Genomic DNA, 20,034 nt, shown 5'->3' with positions numbered 1-20,034 from the left:
GGGTTCAAACAAAAAAAGGTGATGCAGGATGATTCCTGCCTCGCCTTTTTTTCAACAGTCCACGGTTTTCAGCCTAAAGCTGGACGATTTGTTTCTGTTTATTTTTAAAATAGACCCAATGCTTAAATCCGATCTCTTTCAAGGTTTGGCGTACTTCGTCCCAATCATCGGCTACTCGGCTAGGAATGTGCGCATCGGAGCCAAACGTGACTTCCACCCCATGGTGGAGCGCTTGTTCCAGAATTTCGTGAGAAGGATACCAACCGCCGACATCTTTGGTTTTGCCTGAAGTATTAATTTCAATCGCCACACCGGACTCTCCGATAATCTTCAAGGTCTCGTTCACTTTGGGAGTAACGATATCCGAGAAAGCGGGATAGAAGCCCTTCATCGCATCGATATGCCCAAGAATGTTAAACATGCCGGAGCGGGCAGATTCGGCGATAAGGCGATAATACTCTTCTTTTTGCGTAATTTTTTGTTCTTCATTCAGGGATTTCCATCTGTTCCGATTGAAAATACTGACACCACCTGATAAATGCACGGAACCAATAATGTAGTCAAAAGGATACTTGGCATACTCTTGTTGATAGATGCTGGTATGTTCCGGGAAATAATCGGACTCGACGCCAAGCAGCACATCAATTTTCCCTTCGTATTCTTTTTTAAATTGCAGAACTTCTGCAACATAACGGGGGAATTCACTTTTCGCCATGGCGATTAACGGCTGAGCATGATCTTCCGGACTCCCGAAGTAAGGGGAATGATCGGAGATGCCGATGACTTGCAGTCCAGCGGAAATAGCGGCCTCGATGTATTCGCGTATTGTATCCTGCGCATGCCCGCAGCGATCATGATGAGTATGTAGATCGAATTTCATATGTGACCCTCCTGTACAATGTGAAGTGAACCTAGTGAGATTTGTTTATTCTGAGCCGAGAAATTGGGTTTCCGGCATTCCTTTTAAATCGCGGAGGAACTGCTGCATCGCAGAGTTCAAGTAACGTCCTGACTTATATACTACACCGACTGGATGGGTAATATCCAATTCATTCACTTTCACCATTTTCAAGGTTCCGTGTTTGAGTTCATCGGCGACAGACAGCTTGGAAATGATCGCGACCCCAAGATTCAGTTCGACCATGCGTTTGACCTCTTCACTGCTGGAAAGCTCCATTACAATATGCGGAGTAACGTCATAGGATTTGAAGATTTGATCGACGAAACGACGCCCGGCTGTTTCCGGCGATAGCATAATGAATGGGATATTGCGCAGTTTCTCAATCGACAAATGGGCAAAACGGCTGAGCGGATGATGGGTGGAAACGATCAATTCGAAGGTGTCGTAGTATAGTACGGAAGTTTCTAAAGCTTGGTTTTTTTCAAATAAATAAGTAATCCCGATATCGATCTGGCTGTTCTCCACCGAGGTCATGATTTGGGAGGATGTCATGGAATGAATCGTCGTTTTGATCAAAGGAAACTGATCTTGGAAATAAGAAAGCACCCGCGGTAAAATCTGCATCGCAATGGAAGTTGTCGTACCAATATGGATATGGCCTTGCGGAGTTAGATGCAAATCGGATAATCGCTGTTTGAGATCACTGGCGATGCGCAGCATTTTCTCTGCATGTTCCAAGAACAGCTTGCCGCTGTCCGTAAGCGTGACAGGCTGATTACGATCAATAAGAATTGTGCCGAATTCGTCTTCAAGACTCTTTATTTGGGCGGAAACGGCAGGTTGGGTCAAGTTAAGAATTTCGCCAGCTTTACGAAAGCTCATCGTCTTGGAGATGGTGAGCAAAGTTTCTAACTGGTTCATATTCATGGGCATACCTCCTGCTTGGGATAGATTAAGATAGAAATAAAATTTATCGAAATTGTAAAGGGCATAAAAAGCTTTTGTTACCCTATTATATGATAGGAGCAGCAGGGTCGGCAATGCTTCAGGATAAACTAACATAATAACTTACGATGCAGTAGGGGGATGGGATAGGCAGATGTGATTTTTTGTTGCTATATACTCAAATTTGATTATAATAATTTATATATATAAATTAAAAGATAAAAGGAGATTCACCTCATGTCGTTAACACGTAAGTCAAACACAACATGGACGGTTGTTGGTTTGATGCTAGGACTCTTATTGGCGTCTCTGGATCAGACGATCGTTTCTACCGCGATGCCAACGATCGTTTCCAAATTAGGAGGCTTCAGTCAATTCGTTTGGGTTTTCTCAGCGTATTTGATTGCGAACGTTGCTGCCATGCCTATTTTCGGCAAGCTCTCCGATATGTATGGCCGCAAGTTGTTTTTTATTATCGGGATTATTGTATTTATGATCGGTTCTGCCCTCTGCGGGACAGCAACCTCGATGACCGAGCTCATCATTTACCGTGCCATCCAGGGGATCGGCGGCGGCGCGTTGATGCCCATCACATTTGCGATCATTTTTGACATATTTCCTCCGGAAAAAAGAGGGAAGATGCAGGGATTGTTTGGAGCTGTATTCGGCTTGTCCAGTGTACTGGGACCGATTATCGGCGCTTACTTCACGGACCATGTGACATGGGAATGGATTTTCTTTATTAATCTTCCACTTGGTGTTGTTTCTTTACTCCTAATTATTTTCTCTTACCACGGTTCTGTAGAGCACAGCAAAGCTAAGATCGATTGGAGTGGTACGGTTCTATTGACTGCTGCAATTGTATCCCTCATGTTTGCCTTGGAGCTTGGCGGCAAAGAGTATGCCTGGAATTCGTGGCAAATTATCGGTTTGTTCGTCGGCTTTGCCGTTCTGTTAGTTGTATTTATTTTGGTGGAAAAATATGCAGCGGAACCGATTATCCCTTTGGATTTGTTCAAAAATCGGTTGTTCACCTCCAGTATGGGTGTCAGCTTCGCGTATGGTGCTGTGCTGATTTCCGCAGGAACCTACATTCCTTTGTTCATCCAAGGTGTATTTGAAGGCTCAGCAACAACAGCAGGTTCCACGTTAACACCTATGATGCTTGGTGTCGTTGTCAGCAGTGCCTTGGGGGGACGTTTCATCGGGAAGTTCTCCTATCGCAATGTCATGTTGGTTTCCGTCGCTCTGATGTTGGTGGCTACGTCTCTGCTTGGCGGTCTGTCGTTTGATTCAGAGCGTTGGGTAATTACAACCTATATGATTCTTCTTGGCCTCGGCATTGGAGCTTGCTTTCCGATTACTTCGATGTCGGCGCTGCACAAAATTGATTTCCGCCGCCGGGGCACGGTCACCTCACTGGTTGGTTTTTTCCGTTCCGTTGGCTCCGCGATTGGGGTTGCGATCTTCGGCAGCATTCAAGTGAACTCCCTCCGAGATAACATCACGGCTTCACTGAATGATCCTGCCATGGCGGAGAAATTTCATGATGCTCGCATGCTGCTGCAGCCTCAAGTTCGTGCCAATATTCCGCCAGAGGTGCTGCACAAGCTTCTAGTCGCTTTAGCGGATTCGATTGCTGTCGTCTTCCAAACAACCATCGTTCTTGCCGTCATCGGCCTCATCTTCATTCTTATGATGGGAAATGCTAAACTTGAGGTAGGGAGTGCACCAGTCAAAGGAAGCGCGCCTGTAGGACACTAGGGGGTAGCATGGATGTCGATGAAGCTTGTCATTTTGGGCTTATTGATGGAAGCCAACCGGCACACGTACGATATTCGTCAAACGATGAAAGAAAGAAGCATGCATACGTACATGAAGCTGCAGGATGGCTCCCTGTATTATGCGATGGATCAGCTTCGCAAGGACGGCTTAGTCGAAGCGCTAGAGGTCGTTCGGGATACGAATCGCCCTGAGAAAACGGTCTATCAAATTACGGAAGCCGGTAAAAATAAATTTCAAGAACTGCTGGTCGAGCAGCTGCACGAGGAAATTAAACATTACCACCCGTTGTATGTGGCTCTTCCTTTCACTGTTCATGGCGATCAGGCGAAAATTGCCGAAATTCTAGAACATAAGATTATGGCGCAGAAAATCATTATGCAGCGTACCAAAAGTGTGTATGAAGAACACATTCATTCGGTTCCGCGCGTTGTACTGCAAATGATGGTAGGCGGCTATAAACGAGCTTTCTGCGAGCTTAAATGGCTGGAAGAGCTGCAGAAGGATGCCAGAGAGGGCCGTCTGCAAGAGCGAAATGCCCCGCTGGAAGTGGACTGGGATCGTATCGAGTAGATTGGGTAATTCCAATTAAGTGGGAATTGGCTGGAGATAAGAGTCCCGAAAGACTGCTATTCCCACAAATGAGCGGCTTTTGGTGCATATAAGAGCCTTTAGGGGCTCTTATATCTACGTTTGGAGGAGTTCTGAGGGAGTTTGCTGGAGATACGAGTCCCCAAAGACTCCTATTTCCCACTATGAGCCGTTTTTGGCACCAATAAGAGCTTTTAGAAGCTCTTATTGGTGTGGTTATAAGAATGAGAAGAGGCTGTCTCTAGGTTTTTTAACCTTGTGAGACAGCCTCTTTTTGGTTGAACAAGCACTAAGCTTTAAATTGGTCCATAAAATGCTGCAAATCAGAGCAGATCAAGTCCGGCGTCACGCCCGCCGACGCCACTTGCTCGTGCACGTTGTCCGCCGTAGCGACGCCCGTCAGCACGAGCGCTGTGCGGCACCCCGACACCGCGCCTCCGCGGATGTCGGTATGCACGTTGTCGCCGATGACCCAGACATCGGCGGGGGGCAGCCCTAGCCGCTCCGTGGCGTAAGCCATGATGATCGGCGAAGGTTTGCCGATCACCACCGGCTCCACGCCGGAGGCGGCGGTGATCGCTGCGGCCAGGGAGCCTGCGCCTGGCATGAGCCCCCCATCCGACGGCAGCATGCGGTCGGGATTGGTTAACACATAGGTCGCGCCCTGTTTCACATGGCGGACCGCTTCCGTCAGCTTCTCATAGGAGAAGCTGCGATCAATGCCTTGGACGACGTAGTCCGGCGTCGTCTCATCACTGGCGAAGCCGGCCGCCGCCAAGGCGATCCGCAGGCCGGCTTCGCCGACGATATGCACGCGGTTGCCGCTGCGCTGCTCGGTCAAGTACTGCGCAGCCGCCTGGGATGACGTGTAGACGGCTGCTGCGGGAACTTCGATGCCGAGCGCCAGGAGATGCTCGGCCACCTGCTCAGGCGTACGTGACGAATTATTCGTCACCAACAGAAACGGCATCTGGTGCTGCTGCAGCCACTGGATGAAAGCCGCGGCATGAGGGATGGGCTCATGTCCCCGGTACAGCGTACCATCTAAATCTATGAGAAAACCTTTCATTACTCAGACACTCCCTTATGTATGTTGGTCGTGGTGGAAGGCAGTGTGATTTCGACCGTTGTTCCTTCTTCCAATTTACTGCGAATTTGCATTAAGCCGCCATGGGCTTCAATAATTCGGTAACAGACCATGAGGCCAAGGCCTGTCCCTTTTTCCTTCGTGCTATAGAAAGGCTCTCCAAGCTTCGGAAGTCGTTCGGGGGCAATGCCGCATCCCTGATCAATGAAGCGTATCGTGATGTTGTGCCCATAAGCATCGGGCTCAGCTTCGATACGAAGCGTACCACCTTGGTCCATCGCTTCTAAGGCATTTTTGAGAATATTAATGAATACTTGCTTAATCTGATGCTCATCACACGAAACCTTCGGCAACCCCGGTGTAATCTCGGCGGCAATCTCAATGTTGCCGAGCAAGGCTTGCGGCTGCAGAAGCTCAATCGTACTCATGACGATGGAGTCGACCGTACGGGTTACAAAGTGTGTAGCTTGCGGCTTCGAAACAAATAGGAACTCATTCACAATAAACTCAATACGCTGTAGTTCTTTTTGCATGATTTCAATATAGTACTGCTCTTTTTCGTTATTAGTTTTCAAGAGCTGCAGAAATCCCTTTAACGCCGTCAGCGGATTGCGGATTTCATGGGCAACACCGGCAGCGAGCTGACCTACGGCAGACAGCTTGTCTGATTTAATTAGCAGCTCCTGCGTCTTTTTTAGCTCCGTAATATCCTTGAAGGTAATGACCGTGCCGAGCACTTGTCCTCTGCCTTCAAGCATGGGACTGGACATGTACTCGACGGGGAACGTCGTGCCGTCCTTGCGCCAGAACCTATCCTCTTTCATCACCGACACTTCATGGTCTAGAATCGTGTTCAGGATGGGACTTTCTTCATTGGAGTAATAAGTGCCGTCGCTTTTGGTAGGGCGAATCAGATTATGGATCTGCCTGCCCAGCATTTCATCCACTTTCCATCCGGTAATGGCTTCAGCAGCTTGATTCCAGAAGATCGTGCGCCCGCTCATATCAATGCCGTAAATTCCCTCCGATACCGAATTCAGAATAAGCTGATTTTGTTTATAGAGCTTGTCAATTTCTTTCTTTTGTTCCTTGACTTCCGTCAAATCCTTCAGTATGGCATAAACGCCTACGATATGGCCATCGACCATCGTTGGGACGAAAGTCACATTCGATTGGATCGGAAATCCCATTTGATGCACAAAAGCGGCCTCGAAATTCTGCGGCATCCCTGCGGAAGCGACCTGGAAATGATGAAGAGCTTTAAGCAGATCAGGTGGATTTATCATCGGGATGAAAGAAGTCAGTACGGCAGTCTCGCGACCTAGGCCCAGTAGGCTCTCCAACCCATGATTAGCAGACAGGACTTCCCCGTCTAAACTAAAGGAAATGATGGAATCCGGATGATTATCATATAAAGACTTGTATCGCTCTGCAGTTTCAATGATGGAGACTTCTGTTCTTTTCACCGTTTTAATGCCATAGATGGCTATCCCAAGCATAACTGCAAAAACAACGATATCAATGGCAATACCAACATAACAATGGGCTTGCACATAGGCCAAATGATGCAGAAAGAAGAAATCCGTACCGATCAAAGCGATAGCGATTATATGATAAACGAGCGCAAGATGATAGAGCGTAAACTTTTTAGTTGTCGTATGCTGTTTAAACATAATGGATTTTCAGCGCTCCTTTTAAGGGGGATTCCCCCCATAAGTGTATCAGGATTCGACACCATATTATATATTCTTCCTTGTATGGGTGGGGTTTTCCTTCTAAAAGGAATGAATTAACAGAAGTTTTGACAATTTTAGTATGAGGGCAGCAAGCGCTTGTGTATGTGAGTAGAAGGAACTATTTTATGAAAAATGACAGTATACTTGTCCTAATTTTTTAGGTATAATGTTGAAAAAGGTCGTTTTTCTGTGGAACTTATTCACAACTGAGATCGGAGCGGAGCTATGAAGGCTGAGTACATTAATCCCTTTTTGGAGTCGGCTAGAATCGTCATCGAGCAAGTTGCTAACATTCGCCCCACAACAGGGCAGCTCGGCGTCAAAGACGTCAAATTTGTGGAAAAGTATATTTGGATCCAAATCGGGATGACCGGGCAAATGGAAGGCGATATTGTTTTCGGCTTAGCTGAGGATGTTGCTTTGAAAATGGTTTCTGCTATGATGGGCGGATTCGTCATTACTGAAATGGACGAAATGGGCAAGAGTGCGATTTCAGAGCTTGGGAATATGATTAGCGGCAATGCAAGCACAATGCTTTTCAACCAAGGGGTACGGGTCGATATTACACCACCGAAGATCGTTCAATCGGCAACAGCTGCAGGCTTTATACCGAAGAAAGCACTAACGATCCCTTTGATCATGGAAAGTATTGGTGAATTAGATATTCAAGTATTAATAACGTAGTGAATAGGGATACATAAGGTACAGGGAATGGAGAGCTGCGTGAGCGGTATCTCCATTTTTTTTGCAATTGACGCTATGAGGAGAATGAACGTTGAACATTTCAAACAAGATCGTTTTGATCACAGGTGCTTCCAGCGGCATTGGGGCCGAAATGGCTAGACAATTCGCGGCCAAGGGAGCCATTCCAATATTAACAGCGCGGAGCACAGATAAGCTTGAGGACATTGCCGCGAGCTTGCAGGGACAGAATGCCGTCTATGCGATGGATGTTACCGAAATCGAACAAGTCAATGAAGTGATTGAGCAGGTGATGGCCAGGTTCGGCCGCATTGATATTTTGGTCAATAACGCAGGTTATGGCATCTTTGAATCTTTCGCAGGGGCGCCGTTTGCTCACTTTGAAGAGATGATGAACGTCAATTACTTGGGAATCGTCCGTGTTACGCAAGCGGTACTTCCTCATATGCTGAAGGCGGGGAGCGGTCATATTGTGAATATCGCATCCATGGCAGGCAAGATCGGTTCAGCCAAATCGACAGGTTACGCGGCTACAAAGCATGCCGTACTTGGGTTTACGAACAGCTTACGGCAAGAATTGATGCGAACTGGAATTTCCGTAACCGCGATTAATCCAGGACCCATTGCTACGCCTTTCTTCGATAAAGCAGACCCAAGCGGAAATTATGTGAAAAACATTTCTTGGTTCATGCTGAAACCGGAGAAGGTTGTTAAGGTGCTGATAAAAGCGATTGAAAGAAATCATTCGGAGAGGGATCTTCCCTTTGTTGCCGGAATAGGCATCAAATTATTTCATTTATTCCCACGTCTGTTTGACCGTGTGGCATCGGGGCTGCTCAATAAAAAATGAGAAAACCTCTATCGAGGCCATTCAAAGATGAGCGACCGCGTTTAGAGGTAGGTTTTATCGCCAAATAGAAAGACGTTTTCGGGAACCGAAAACTTATACTTTTTATTGTGGTAAAAAAGCGGACCCCGTCCTACGGTTGGGAGTCCGCTTTCTCACTTCTGATCTTGATTTTTCGCTTGCAAGCTTTGGTTTAATGCACGAATCTCTTCAAAAATGCTGCGAACCTCCGCTTTCCCTTCCGGATGAGTTTGATTCCAGTGGGAAGTCAGATTCGGGAGCGATTTATGAACATGATTGAAAAAAGCCCAAATCTTAATTTTCTCAATCATTTCAGGTGACGTGTCGCCTGTGATAAGTTCAGCGGTTTTAACAACTAAGGAATTAAATTCGTTCTCAAAATCTGTATTCATAGTTTCATCCCTTCGGATGGAAAATAGGTAGAACACTTTTAGTTTATAGGATGACAACTGACCTGTCAAAAAGGGGGGAACGGTACATATGGCACAATTCGTTCTACAAGATGGCCAATTGCTCAGCAAAGAACAAATTCGATGCTTCATGAAGCATATTTCCTTATATATTCTAACGTATGTGAGCCAAGGCTTAAAAGTGAAAGGGCTTCTAGCTGTTCCGGACGGCTCAGGTCCTCTGCCTGCGGTCATCTACTGCCGTGGCGGCATTAAACGTGTTGGCATGGTTCGGAAGCGAAGAATCGTCTCAATGGCACAGCGCGGTTTCGTTGTCTTTGCACCTTATTATCGTGGCAATGAAGGCGGTGAAGGCCGTGAGGATTTCGCCGGGGAAGATCGGTATGATTTATTTCATGCCATCGACGTGGTGCAAGGGTTAGATGAGGTAGTACCTGGTCCAGTGTCTCTCATCGGATTTTCCAGAGGGGCTGTCATGGCGATGCGGGCAGCCAGAGAATACAGCGGAGTGGGACCTGTTGTGGTTTGGGGAGGCGTAAGTGATATGCTGGATACCTATGAGCAGCGGGTAGATCTGCGGCGTATGCTGAAACGCGTTGTTGGTCACCCCAAGAAACAGGTTGAGGCCTACATGGACCGCTCCCCAGCGCTTTGGGCCAAAGAGGTTCATACCCCCATCTACATTGTCCATGGAACCAAGGATAGTCAGGTCGATATTGGACATGCCCGCAAATTAGCCAATGCGTTGGAGGAGGCAGGCAAGCCATATACTATGGCCTTGTATGCTGGATTGGACCATCGGTTCCCTCGCAAGGAAGACGAAAAGGCATTGGATGATGTCTTTGCATGGCTGAAGGAGAAGCTGGAACAGCCTCGATAGAAGTTTTCTCACTTTATTTCATGATTATTATTGTTTACTCCCCCTGAATGACCTAAAATAAGGTAGGAACATCGTTGTTGTTCTACCTGGTAGGCTAGGGGGCGTTTATTTCGAAGTCTCTGAGACTGATATTTAGTAGTGACTTTTATACGTTGGATAAGAGCACACAGGAACAGATCTATCAAGAATTTTACATTTTCGTATATCCCATGATTTATTTTATCCTGAGAGATCATGCCGGTGTAGAAGATATTATTCAAGAGTCGTTCCTTCGGGCTGTCCGTAAAGCACCGTTGCTTCAAGAGATCGATAAATATGAGAGCTGGGTTAAGAAGCTTACCCGGAATGTAACATTGAATCATCTTCGCAAGCATAAGCGCAATCGGGATGAACTAGAGACGGAGCTCCTTCTCAGCATGAAGGAATCAGCGCCTACTTCGGAATATTTGGTTTCATTGGATAAAGAAGTTGAACTGAAACTAATGCGTGAAGCGATCATTACGTACATCAATCAACTCAGCCCGGCATATAGACAAATTATTGCGATGAAATGGATACATAACTTATCCTACAAGGATATGGCTAATGAATTGGGCGTGACGGAGGGCGTTGTCCGGCAGCGGTTGTTCCGAGCGCGGGATGTGATTAAACAAAGGCTCCTCGAGGAGTGGGAAGCTGACGGATAGGGGGTGTCCCCAAAGTAGATAAACCTACTTGAGGACAGCCCTCTTCATCCTGCAATTGGACTTTGTTCGAAAAAAAAGCCGGCAGTTTGGCTCGTGTTCGTCTATTTCGCAAATTCCTGTAAATATGCATCCTTTTCCTCTGGGAAATAAGCGCAATCGTGAAAAGCCTGCGATTATGCATCTTTTTGCGGCCATTTCTCGCTTCCTGGATGAAAGAGCTTAGAAAGCCTGCATAATCGCAGGTTTTCTTCTATTTTCACACGATTTGATCGAATAAGCCTGCATTAACGCAGGTTTTCCAAAACCAGTGAGCCACGGGCATTGCCTATATGCTGGCGCATTCCCTACATATCGCATTCCTTACAAATAGCCTTGGGTCGAGCTCCGTTTCTGCTTTTATCCCGATGTTTATTTGTAACACTTTGCGGTGTGACATATAATAGAGTCATTAGGCAGGAAGAGAAAAGGGGTTTCATACATTGAGTACAAGCTTTGAACAACTGCAAATTGATCAGACTTATTTAGATAAATTGCAACAATTAGGCATAGAGGAGCCGACACCGATTCAGGCGGAAGGAATTCCCGTTTTAAAACAAGGCAAAGATGCTATTATTCAGTCTCAAACAGGTACAGGCAAAACATTAGCCTATCTGCTGCCAGCCTTGGAGCGAATTGATCCCGCACAAAAGCAATTGCAAGTCCTTGTCGTAGTCCCGACTAGGGAGCTGGGCATGCAAATTATGCAAGAGATTGAGAAGCTGACGGAAGGTGGACCTATACGTTCACAATCGTTGATCGGCGGAGCTGCCATCGTTAGACAAGTTGAGAAGCTGCGGCTTCACCCGCATATCGTAGTAGGTACACCGGGGCGGTTGCTTGAGCTTATGAAAATAAGGAAGTTGACGCTGCATCATGTGAAAATCGGCATCGTTGATGAAGTCGACCAAGTCTTCGAGCTTGGTTCTATGCAGGACGTTGAATCTGTTCTGAAGGGAATGCTGAAGTCCAGTCAGATGGTTTTTGTGTCGGCGACAATTCCCCCAAGCACAGAGCAGGCGGCAGGCCGGTGGCTCAAGGAACCTGTTATTATCAAAATCAATCCGAATCAGCGCACAGCCGAAACGCTGGAGCATATGTACGTTGTATGCCAAGAGCGCGAGAAGATCGATACGCTGCGACGACTTGTTCGTTTAATTAAACCAACATCGGCGATTGTTTTTATCAATGTTACCGATGATATTGCGCAAGTGGTGGGCAAGCTTCAATATGTTGGTTTGTCTGTCGAAGCTTTGTACGGTGAGGCTAGCAAACAAGATCGGGCTAAAGTGATGGGGAATTTCCGTGAGGGCAAATTCCAGCTGCTGCTGGCGACGGATGTGGCGGCGCGCGGCTTAGATATTGAGGGCGTAACGCACGTCTTCCACTTGGATCCTGCAACGAATGCGGAGTATTATCTTCACCGCGTAGGTCGGACAGGTCGGATGGGACGTCAAGGAACGACCATTTCTATCGTGACCTCCAAGGAGCAGTTCATTCTCGACAAATTCGAGAAACAGCTCGGGATCACGATCTCGCCGAAGGCGATGTACGAGGGCCGACTCGTTGATCCGGCCCAAGATCGCAGTGCGGCTACGATGCGCAGCCGCCGTGAAGCTGCGCGCCCTAGCGGCGCAGCGCCTACGCGCAGCGGCTCCGCCAGCGAGCGCGATGGCGCCGCTGAGGCGGGCGCGGTGCGCACTAGTGCTGCGCCGTCTGACGCGCGCGCAGGCGCAGGCACTGCTGCCCCAGGCAAGCCGGCAGCCGCGGGCAAGGCCGTCAGCAAAGCTCAGCGCGAGCGTGAGCGCAAAAGCAAGGGCGCTCCTCGCTGGCTTAAGGAGAAGCAGCAGAACAAAGAGTAGCCCTAGTGCTGCGGGCTAGTCCAACTTGTTATCTGTGGGGAGCTGAACGTGCTGAGGAAACGATTTATTTTTATGCTAATCCTGCTTGTTATTTTAATCGGTGCTCCGATGTTTATCATCTGGCAGGTCAAGCCAACGGAGGCTTTGAATCTAGATTATAAGGAGATTTCGATCCCCAGTAAGATCGCAGAGATCGTCAAGAGTCGGAAGCTGGAAGTTCAGCTCACCGAGCAAGACATCAATGATTTGGTCAAGAAGCAGTTGGCTGAGCACCAAGTCCTTCCTCATGATTTCCGCTTGGAAGGAGCTAAGCTCACACTGAATGGATCTAATCTCGAGGCGGATTTGAATCTTCGTTGGCATGACAAATTACCCATTTCCGCGAAAATGATGTTCACACTTGCTTATCATTCACCAAACATGAGCATTCAACATGTGAGTACAAGTGTGAAAGGCACGAAGATACCGAGTGAGTGGCTGCATCTGGATCCTATCGTTTTTTCAATCGAAGACCACTTGCCGCTTCTCATTGGGGTGAAGAACGTCGTTTTCGAGGAGAAAGCTGTGGTCGTTCAATTAAAGGCATTGCGTTAAGGAAAGCAACCGATTTTTACACGAATTTCAGGCCTTATCTATAAATAAAAAAGAACCTCCGATCCACTTCATGTGGGTTGGAGGTTCTTTCATTATGAATGGGATGTGGAAACCTGAGCCTGAGTATTCGACTTTCTAGAATATAAAATAATTCCCAAAACCAAGCCCATGCCGATAAGTACAAACCATATGGAGACCCCGACCTGAATGTGGTCCATCCCCCAACCGACACCTAAAGGAATAACGGAACCGCCTAAGCCCCCGGCTGCAATCAGCGTGCTTGTTACTTGTTCGGTACGGCCTGGAAGCAACTGATTCGCATAAATAAGGGCAACAGCATACATGCCGGACATAAATAATCCGAGCAACAGCACGACCGCGAAGCTGCTCCATAGCTCCGAACTAAACAGCCATAAGAGGACTGTGATCAAACCTGCGGAGAATGAGATGATCAAGTAACGGAAATAGGTGAATTTCTCAGCAAGAACGCCTGCGAATACACGCCCAATGACCATAGCCAGCCAATACGCCGTAACCGCAAGCGTGGAGACGGAGCTGGAGACATGCAGATGATCGATAAAGATTGATGGCAAGAAATTCACAATCGTATTCTCCATGCCTACATATAGGAAGAACACAATCATGAATAGGACTAGAAAGGTTAGCGAGCTTCTGGTAAGTGAAGGAGGCTTCACGGCTTGCTTGGAGCGATCTGCCCGATGGGCTAACAACTCATCATGTTCGCCTAAGGAAATCTTCGACCAGACGAAGCCTGTGACGAGCGCGCTTAAACCGAGCAGCATGAAGCCGTATTTCCATAAATCGTTGGCAATCAAAATACTGGATACGAGCGGCATAATTAAAGCGCCAAGTCCAAAAAACACTTCAAGCTTGCTGAAAGCCATCGCTTGTTGGTCCTTTGCAGCCATCAGAACGAACGTGCTGATACTGGCTTCAACAAGGCCGAAAGCAACGCCAGCCAAGAAAGTAAGAGCTACGGCGAGCGGCCACGGAGGCAATAGAACGATGCAAACCATGGCCAAAAAGAGCAGGCCAAATGCCGACGTTAGCGTGTTTCTGCGGCTAATTCGCCGACTGAGAGCGGGCATGCTGAGCACGCCGAGGAGAAAGCCGCCGAATTGCAGGAAGACCAGCAGGCCTCCGTCACTGTAGCTGCGGCCGTAATGAGCCAGTAATTCGGGCAGAACAGCTCCGAAAATAACGTGAGTGCAGCCTGTCAATAAGTAGGACAAACAGGCCATGAAGAGAAGTTTTTTCATGATTGAGTAATTCCTTTTTGTGATGCCGCAAATTTGTGGTTATGAGTAAATACATGGGCAATGGCTTCAGCGACGGACTCTACCTGATAAGCCGCTTGCTGCTTCACTTCCGGATGAGCACCCTTCATCGCGAAGCTGTGGGGGGTGATTCCGAACATGGAGACATCGTTGAAGGAATCACCGATACAGGCAATTTCATCCGTCTGCAAGCCTAATTTTTCAATCAACACGAGCAGCGATTGTCCCTTGGACACACGCCGCGGCATAATATCGAGACAATCTTTGTCGGAAATAAACATTTCTAGCTGGTCCCCAAGTGCGGTCTGCATCCTTGCTTTCAGTGCCAAGAGAACCTCGATGTCTCCAAACATGGAGAACTTGCATACAGCAAACGCTGATTGCAAGGCGTGATCAAGATCCTCTTTTACAAGGAATGGCTGGAAGGTCCGTGCTTGGATGGCATCGGATGCAGGTGTCAGGTGAGTGATATAGTTGGCTTCTCCTGAACAGATGAGCTTGACGAGATCAAATTCTTGCAGGACCTGATATACCTCATAGGCCAAAGTAGGTTCAAACAGCTTCGATTGCAGGAAACTTCCATCGTCCAGATGAATGAAGGCCCCGTTTTGTGAAACGGAATAGGCTTGATGTCCGATTTCCTCCAGCACCTGCTGCATTTCGGCATTCATTCTCCCGGAAGCTAAACATAAGGCTATACCGGCTTCTTTTACCTTTAATAAAGCTTCAATTTCCCTTGGGCTCACTTTTTTGCTGTGATCGAGCAGTGTGCCGTCCAAATCGCTTACGATTAGTTTAATCATCTTGATTTTCTCCTCCTGCTAGTACGATTTCAACTTCAGCTGCAAGTAATTTGTCTTTAATTTCAGAGCTTAGCGCCTGATCGGTAATCAGAATATCAATACTTTCGAAACCGACGACACGGTGAAATAATCGTTTCCCGAACTTGGAATGATCTGCGAGCACAATGACTTGGTCGGCATGCTGCATCATCGCCCGCACCAAATAGCAGTCCTCCTCGTTGGGAGCAGACAGCCCTTCCTCTGTAATTCCACATGTTCCGATGAGAAGCTTATCGACGTGGTAGTCACTTAGCATTTCGATGGCTTTGGCCCCGTAGACACTGTGGTGCTTGTTATCGAGTACACCGCCAAGAATGTGGATCGTCGTTTCCTCTTTGCGAGTCAAGATAGCGGCAATTTCAATCGAGCTTGTCACAACAACATTCTGCTTGGAGCTTAAGGCGGTAGCGGCATGAAGTACGGTAGTTGAGGCATCCATCATGATGTAATCGCCATCTTGCACGAGCTGTGCGGCTGCTTTGCCAATGGTTAGCTTCGATAGGGATTCTTCCTGCAGCCTTTGTTCATAATTGCGGACTTCCTTGGAGAGCGTTGGAAGGATGGCGCCGCCACGAGTCCGAACGATGCGGCCTTGTTCTTCGAGCTTCACCATATCCCGCCGCGCCGTGTCTCGCGAGACATCGTAGAGCTCGCATAGGAGATCTACTGTAATGCGTTTATTTGATTTTAAGTATTCAACAATTGAAATAAGTCGTTCTTCCTGAAACAAGGCGTTATAACTCCTTTCGCTTAAGCGTTTGTAAGTGATAATAAGTATATTGCTTATTATATGGGGTGATGGCGCATTTGACAACTAAAAAAACGTGCACCGTTCCGAAGAACGAATGCACGCTTTCTCATTTTTTGGGAACTGGCTTTTTTCTGGTTTGAATATAGCTCGGATAAGTGATTTCGCCCGTATCCAGCTTTCGGATTTCTTCTTCATTCCAGCCGCTGATTTTATTCGTACCGGTTACCCCAGTTAATTTGATTTGATAGTGGAGTGATAAATATTGTTGAAGCTTAGCCATCTCTTCAGGTGTAATTTCCCTTAGCTTTTGCTTGCCATGCAATTGACCTAAGATAACACCGATGGATTCAGCTGCTAAGCTCGTATTCGGTTGAATTCTTGTGCTTCCGTACGCGATTGCGGAGGAACCGACATTTTTACCAGCCGCGATGACATTGTCGTAATTTTTAAGCAAAAAGCTGCGCAGCGGCATGCCATATTTATCCGGACGTCCCATTTCAATGCCCCACTTATTGGCGCTGGTGCCCTGTAAATCCAGTGGATAGCCGCCAATACTGACATTATCCCAGAACATGGTTCCTGAAAGCAGGTCAGACGGTTTAAGTACATAATCCATCTCATAATGATTATATTCACGAACATAAGGGTACGTAGGAAGCTCGCCTAGTTCTGCATGCTCCCAGCCAGGTAAGGTTTTACGGAAGTGAGGCAGAATCAAAGCCGTTTCTTTGTTGCCAAGCGCAACGGCGTCCTGGATGGATTCAGGTTTCGCAGGATCGACGGTATATACAAGAAGCGCGTTAATTAACACATCGCCATCCCGCTGATTCACGGCATTTAATCCTCTGAGAAAAACACGATCATTCGACGGGTGATAAGCTTTGGTCATGCCGCTTAAACCGATAGCGAAACTGTCACTGACATAACCGCCGCCGAATTGCTTCGATTTCTCTTCTGGCTTCAATAAGTTAAAAGCAGTATTGAATTTCTTCCAATCGACGTTCTTGAACTTCATCATCATGCCGGCGCTCATATATTCGATATCTTTCTGACCGTAAAACTTCTCTAGTCCTGGAAGCCGTTTCGCGTCCAAGCGACTGATCAGTGCGGCATAATCGCTATTCTCAACCCAATAAGTGGCTGTGATTTTCTTTTTCTCGTTTTGCTCATTCGAATATATGATGGAACCGATTTTGTGCATATTGTCCGGTGTGCTGATTTGTTCAACTTCATTAATGACAATGCCGGATTCAATCGGAATGTCTTTGACTAATTTATTCATATATGTCGCGAATTCGGGAAGCTTGCGAATCTTGGCATTTCGGAAACCGTCGAATAGCTCTTTGACACGCCCTTGCACGAGCAGATGCCCTTGATCGTCACGGGTCTCATCCAGAAATAACATTTGGCTCTGAAGAATCTGACCGCCAAAATCTTTGTGAGGATCTAGAATCTTAACCTTCAAGTCTTCATCTGCTGCTGCTCGGGCCAAATAAAGTCCCTCCAGCTCGCTGCCAATTATGACAACATCTACTTGCTCAGTCGGATATGTGTTAACGTTATTATTTTTTGTTCCTACTATAGGTGCTGTTGGGACATCGCTGGCATTTGGAGTATCGTGATGTGTGGTAGGAGTAGAAACCGCCAGGGGTTCGAGATTTCCTTGCTTCGGCCAAATTTTGCTAAACGAAAAAACGGATAAAGCAATAAATAGAACGGCAAGAGCAATAACGAGCAGAGCTCGAGGATTACGTAAACGCATGTGTTAGCTCCTTTGGCGATAGTCTTTGATGGTTTAAGTTTATCAGTTTCAGCGTGGATTTAATAGTTCTATGCATTGGCTCCGAAATTAGAAATTTAGAAGATTTACCCTCCACCCCCAAAAACAAACTGGGCAAGGCGAATTGTTTTAGCATAACCAGGAACCCTTCGCGAAGGCTCCATTTTATTTATGAAATAATATGAATAAGGGAGAGGGAACTTGTAATGAAAAAGAATTTATTGAAAAAAGCTGTAGCAACAGGACTTGTACTGACAATGGTAATGGGAGGCGCTTCAGCAGCGTTTGCCAAAGGAAATGATCGTGATGATCATGGGAAAAACAACAACAATAATAACAGCAAAACTAACTATAATCAAAATGTTGACGTAAAAGGCAATATTCAAATCCGCATTAACTTTGACGATCTCAAGAGCGCTCAATGGGCTATGCGTTACATAGCTAGCTTAGCATCCAAGCGTGTTTTTGAAGGATATGAAGATGGAACTTTCAAGCCGGATAACTCGGTTTCTCGTATTGAGGCAATTACGGCAGCCGTTCGTTTAATGGGATTGCGCGAACTAGCGGAATCGCCTGCAGAAATGCAAACGAAACTGAACTTCAAGGATGCTGACAAAATTCCTTCATGGGCAGTAGGTTATGTAGCTGTTGCGTTGGAAAATGATCTCTTCACGGAAAATGATGACTCCGTTCAACCACAAAAAGAAGCGGATCGTCTATGGGCAACTACGCTGCTTGTCAAAGCACTGAAATTGGAATCCGAAGCAAAAGCGAGAATGAATTCAACGCTTACCTTTAAAGATGCGAAGCAAATTCCGGCCGGATCCGTTGGCTATGTGAAAGAAGCTATCGAAAAAGGTTTAGTTGACGGCTTCGAGGATAACACGTTCCGTCCAGGACAATCCGTTACTAGAGCTCAGTTAGCAGCTTTATTGGATCGTACAGGCAATCAATTGCCTGAAGATCAAAATTCGAGCACGGGTACTGTAGATGCTGTCGTTTACAATAATGTCCTTTCCGTTACCAAAGCAGGCGTTTCTACAAAATATGTGCTGCACCCGGATGCTTTCATTTTGCGCAATGGTGTGAAAGTCGCAGCTTCGGCTTTGCAGGTTGGCGATGAAGTGAAGGTTCGTACATTCAACAATACGGTTGTATTTCTTGAAGTAACGAAGATGGGGCAAGTAAACCAGACCTTTGACCTTTTAGGTACGTTGACAGCTACTACTGTTAATACCCAAGGTAAAATTACGACAATCTCCATTACACAAAACATCAATGGCGTGGATCAAACAGCAACTTATAATGTATCTGCTAATGTAGCCTTGACTGGCAACTTAGGTTCATTCACGCAAGGTCATTTGATCCAGCTTAAAGGTCAAAACCAAGAAGTTACTTCTATTGATGTAAAATAATAAAGATAAAGAGTTCTATTATAGAGACAGAAAAAGGTTAGATTAACGTAACGGTCCCCTGTGCAAGAATGACAGCGGGACTGTTGTGCTTTTTATGCTGCATAATTTTCCCTTTATGGTGGCAAACTGATTTCTATCTTGAAAGGAGTGGACTACCTAATATGAATGAGTCGTTGATGGATACTTTTAAAAGGTATTATGAAGATTATCGAAGTGCGTCAAATGTTGATCAAAGCTTCACGGACGCGTATCAAGCTATCTCTTATCATGTTATTGATGTAACGGAGCAACTGGCCCAAGAGGGAAACCTGACAGATATTCAGCAGCTTATCCGTGAATTTCGCGAGATCGGTCTTGCTACGGGGCCAAGCAATGATGCCATGAAGGATCGCTTTGAGCAGGAACTAGTTGAAAAAGTGCTTGATCGCTAGTTGAGTTGAATAAGTGTAGAATTGGAGTTGCATTCTGGAATTAACCATGCTATATTGTTGATCCGGCCAAAAACGAGCTAAATTTTTTATCGAAAAATGTTAAAAAAAAGCTTGCATCTGGTTGGATGAATATGCTATATTGTAATTCCGGCCGCGAGAGCAGCTTGGAAAAAGAAAGAAATTGATCTTTGAAAACTGAACAACGAGTGAGTAAGCACGAACGAGCAATCGTTCAAAAAGAGATTGTAAAATCTCGCTAGCAAGTCAATTGAGCATTTCAGCTTTCAAATATACGGACAAGTAATTGTTCGGTACAATGGAGAGTTTGATCCTGGCTCAGGACGAACGCTGGCGGCGTGCCTAATACATGCAAGTCGAGCGGAGTATTTCCTTCGGGGAATGCTTAGCGGCGGACGGGTGAGTAACACGTAGGTAAC

General features: G+C 46.5%; 19 protein-coding genes and 1 rRNA gene. 11 read left to right on the top strand and 9 right to left on the bottom strand.

Annotated features, from left to right (window positions below):
• Positions 1–73: 73 nt before the first annotated feature.
• Both HQN90_RS22645 and HQN90_RS22640 read right to left on the bottom strand, forming a co-directional pair.
• The gene (locus tag HQN90_RS22645) at positions 74–880 is read right to left on the bottom strand and encodes a histidinol-phosphatase (protein WP_173222891.1); all 807 of its coding nucleotides are present in this window, start codon (positions 878–880) and stop codon (positions 74–76) included.
• 45 nt (positions 881–925) lie between these two features.
• On the bottom strand, positions 926–1,828 hold the full coding sequence (locus HQN90_RS22640; RefSeq protein WP_079409721.1) for a LysR family transcriptional regulator: 903 nt from the start codon (positions 1,826–1,828) through the stop codon (positions 926–928).
• A gap of 255 nt (positions 1,829–2,083) precedes the next feature.
• Here HQN90_RS22640 and HQN90_RS22635 point away from each other — a divergent pair, with 255 nt between their 5' ends.
• The gene (locus HQN90_RS22635) at positions 2,084–3,610 is read left to right on the top strand and encodes an MDR family MFS transporter (protein WP_173222889.1); all 1,527 of its coding nucleotides are present in this window, start codon (positions 2,084–2,086) and stop codon (positions 3,608–3,610) included.
• Positions 3,611–3,622: 12 nt separating this feature from the next.
• Positions 3,623–4,201, top strand: a complete 579-nt coding sequence (locus tag HQN90_RS22630) for a PadR family transcriptional regulator (protein ID WP_173222887.1) — start codon at positions 3,623–3,625, stop codon at positions 4,199–4,201.
• Positions 4,202–4,508: 307 nt separating this feature from the next.
• Here the strand turns inward: HQN90_RS22630 and HQN90_RS22625 are convergent, their stop codons facing one another.
• Complete coding sequence (locus HQN90_RS22625) at positions 4,509–5,288, bottom strand: TIGR01457 family HAD-type hydrolase (RefSeq protein WP_173222885.1); 780 nt, start codon at positions 5,286–5,288, stop codon at positions 4,509–4,511.
• The gene (locus HQN90_RS22620) at positions 5,288–6,979 is read right to left on the bottom strand and encodes a PAS domain-containing sensor histidine kinase (protein WP_173222883.1); all 1,692 of its coding nucleotides are present in this window, start codon (positions 6,977–6,979) and stop codon (positions 5,288–5,290) included. Before HQN90_RS22620 ends, HQN90_RS22625 begins: the two co-directional genes overlap by 1 nt.
• A 288-nt stretch (positions 6,980–7,267) precedes the next feature.
• On the opposite strand from HQN90_RS22620, the gene HQN90_RS22615 reads away from it, so the two are divergent.
• Both HQN90_RS22615 and HQN90_RS22610 read left to right on the top strand, forming a co-directional pair.
• On the top strand, positions 7,268–7,726 hold the full coding sequence (locus HQN90_RS22615) for a chemotaxis protein CheX (RefSeq protein ID WP_079409716.1): 459 nt from the start codon (positions 7,268–7,270) through the stop codon (positions 7,724–7,726).
• Positions 7,727–7,817: 91 nt separating this feature from the next.
• Positions 7,818–8,594, top strand: coding sequence for an SDR family NAD(P)-dependent oxidoreductase (locus HQN90_RS22610; RefSeq protein ID WP_173222881.1), 777 nt, complete (start codon positions 7,818–7,820; stop codon positions 8,592–8,594).
• A gap of 152 nt (positions 8,595–8,746) precedes the next feature.
• On the opposite strand, the gene HQN90_RS22605 is transcribed toward HQN90_RS22610, so the two are convergent.
• Positions 8,747–9,004, bottom strand: coding sequence for a DUF2573 family protein (locus HQN90_RS22605; protein ID WP_173222879.1), 258 nt, complete (start codon positions 9,002–9,004; stop codon positions 8,747–8,749).
• A gap of 88 nt (positions 9,005–9,092) precedes the next feature.
• Here HQN90_RS22605 and HQN90_RS22600 point away from each other — a divergent pair, with 88 nt between their 5' ends.
• The 4 genes from HQN90_RS22600 (at position 9,093) to HQN90_RS22585 (ending at position 13,080) form a co-directional block, all read left to right on the top strand.
• Positions 9,093–9,902 carry an alpha/beta hydrolase family protein gene (locus tag HQN90_RS22600; RefSeq protein WP_173222877.1) on the top strand — a complete coding sequence of 270 codons (810 nt, stop codon included), beginning with the start codon at positions 9,093–9,095 and terminating at the stop codon, positions 9,900–9,902.
• A gap of 152 nt (positions 9,903–10,054) precedes the next feature.
• Positions 10,055–10,588, top strand: coding sequence for an RNA polymerase sigma factor (locus tag HQN90_RS22595; RefSeq protein ID WP_246362775.1), 534 nt, complete (start codon positions 10,055–10,057; stop codon positions 10,586–10,588).
• A 479-nt stretch (positions 10,589–11,067) separates the two neighbouring features.
• Entirely contained in the window at positions 11,068–12,486 is a 1,419-nt protein-coding gene (locus HQN90_RS22590; protein ID WP_173222875.1) for a DEAD/DEAH box helicase, read from the top strand.
• Between the two features lie 48 nt (positions 12,487–12,534).
• On the top strand, positions 12,535–13,080 hold the full coding sequence (locus HQN90_RS22585; RefSeq protein ID WP_173222873.1) for a hypothetical protein: 546 nt from the start codon (positions 12,535–12,537) through the stop codon (positions 13,078–13,080).
• A gap of 92 nt (positions 13,081–13,172) precedes the next feature.
• Here HQN90_RS22585 and HQN90_RS22580 read toward each other — a convergent pair whose 3' ends face one another.
• The 4 genes from HQN90_RS22580 to HQN90_RS22565 all read right to left on the bottom strand — a co-directional run bounded on the left by HQN90_RS22580 (position 13,173) and on the right by HQN90_RS22565 (position 17,733).
• Complete coding sequence (locus tag HQN90_RS22580; protein WP_173222871.1) at positions 13,173–14,360, bottom strand: MFS transporter; 1,188 nt, start codon at positions 14,358–14,360, stop codon at positions 13,173–13,175.
• Entirely contained in the window at positions 14,357–15,181 is an 825-nt protein-coding gene (locus HQN90_RS22575) for a Cof-type HAD-IIB family hydrolase (protein WP_173222869.1), read from the bottom strand. Before HQN90_RS22575 ends, HQN90_RS22580 begins: the two co-directional genes overlap by 4 nt.
• Positions 15,174–15,950, bottom strand: a complete 777-nt coding sequence (locus tag HQN90_RS22570) for a DeoR/GlpR family DNA-binding transcription regulator (RefSeq protein ID WP_173222867.1) — start codon at positions 15,948–15,950, stop codon at positions 15,174–15,176. The genes HQN90_RS22575 and HQN90_RS22570 overlap by 8 nt, the downstream gene beginning before the upstream one ends.
• Positions 15,951–16,077: 127 nt before the next feature.
• Positions 16,078–17,733 carry an FAD-dependent oxidoreductase gene (locus HQN90_RS22565; RefSeq protein WP_173222865.1) on the bottom strand — a complete coding sequence of 552 codons (1,656 nt, stop codon included), beginning with the start codon at positions 17,731–17,733 and terminating at the stop codon, positions 16,078–16,080.
• A 224-nt stretch (positions 17,734–17,957) separates the two neighbouring features.
• Between HQN90_RS22565 and HQN90_RS22560 the strand changes: the two genes are divergently transcribed.
• The 3 genes from HQN90_RS22560 to HQN90_RS22550 all read left to right on the top strand — a co-directional run.
• Entirely contained in the window at positions 17,958–19,166 is a 1,209-nt protein-coding gene (locus tag HQN90_RS22560; RefSeq protein ID WP_173222863.1) for an S-layer homology domain-containing protein, read from the top strand.
• A 161-nt stretch (positions 19,167–19,327) separates the two neighbouring features.
• Positions 19,328–19,597 carry a hypothetical protein gene (locus HQN90_RS22555; protein WP_079409704.1) on the top strand — a complete coding sequence of 90 codons (270 nt, stop codon included), beginning with the start codon at positions 19,328–19,330 and terminating at the stop codon, positions 19,595–19,597.
• Positions 19,598–19,910: 313 nt separating this feature from the next.
• A 16S ribosomal RNA gene (locus tag HQN90_RS22550) occupies positions 19,911–20,034 on the top strand; the annotation flags it as partial.

This window comes from Paenibacillus alba, from assembly GCF_013204855.1.
Classification (GTDB): Bacteria; Bacillota; Bacilli; order Paenibacillales; family NBRC-103111; genus Paenibacillus_E; species Paenibacillus_E alba.
The sequence above is the reverse complement of the archived record's forward strand: the minus strand, read 5'-3'. Positions and strand labels throughout refer to the sequence as shown.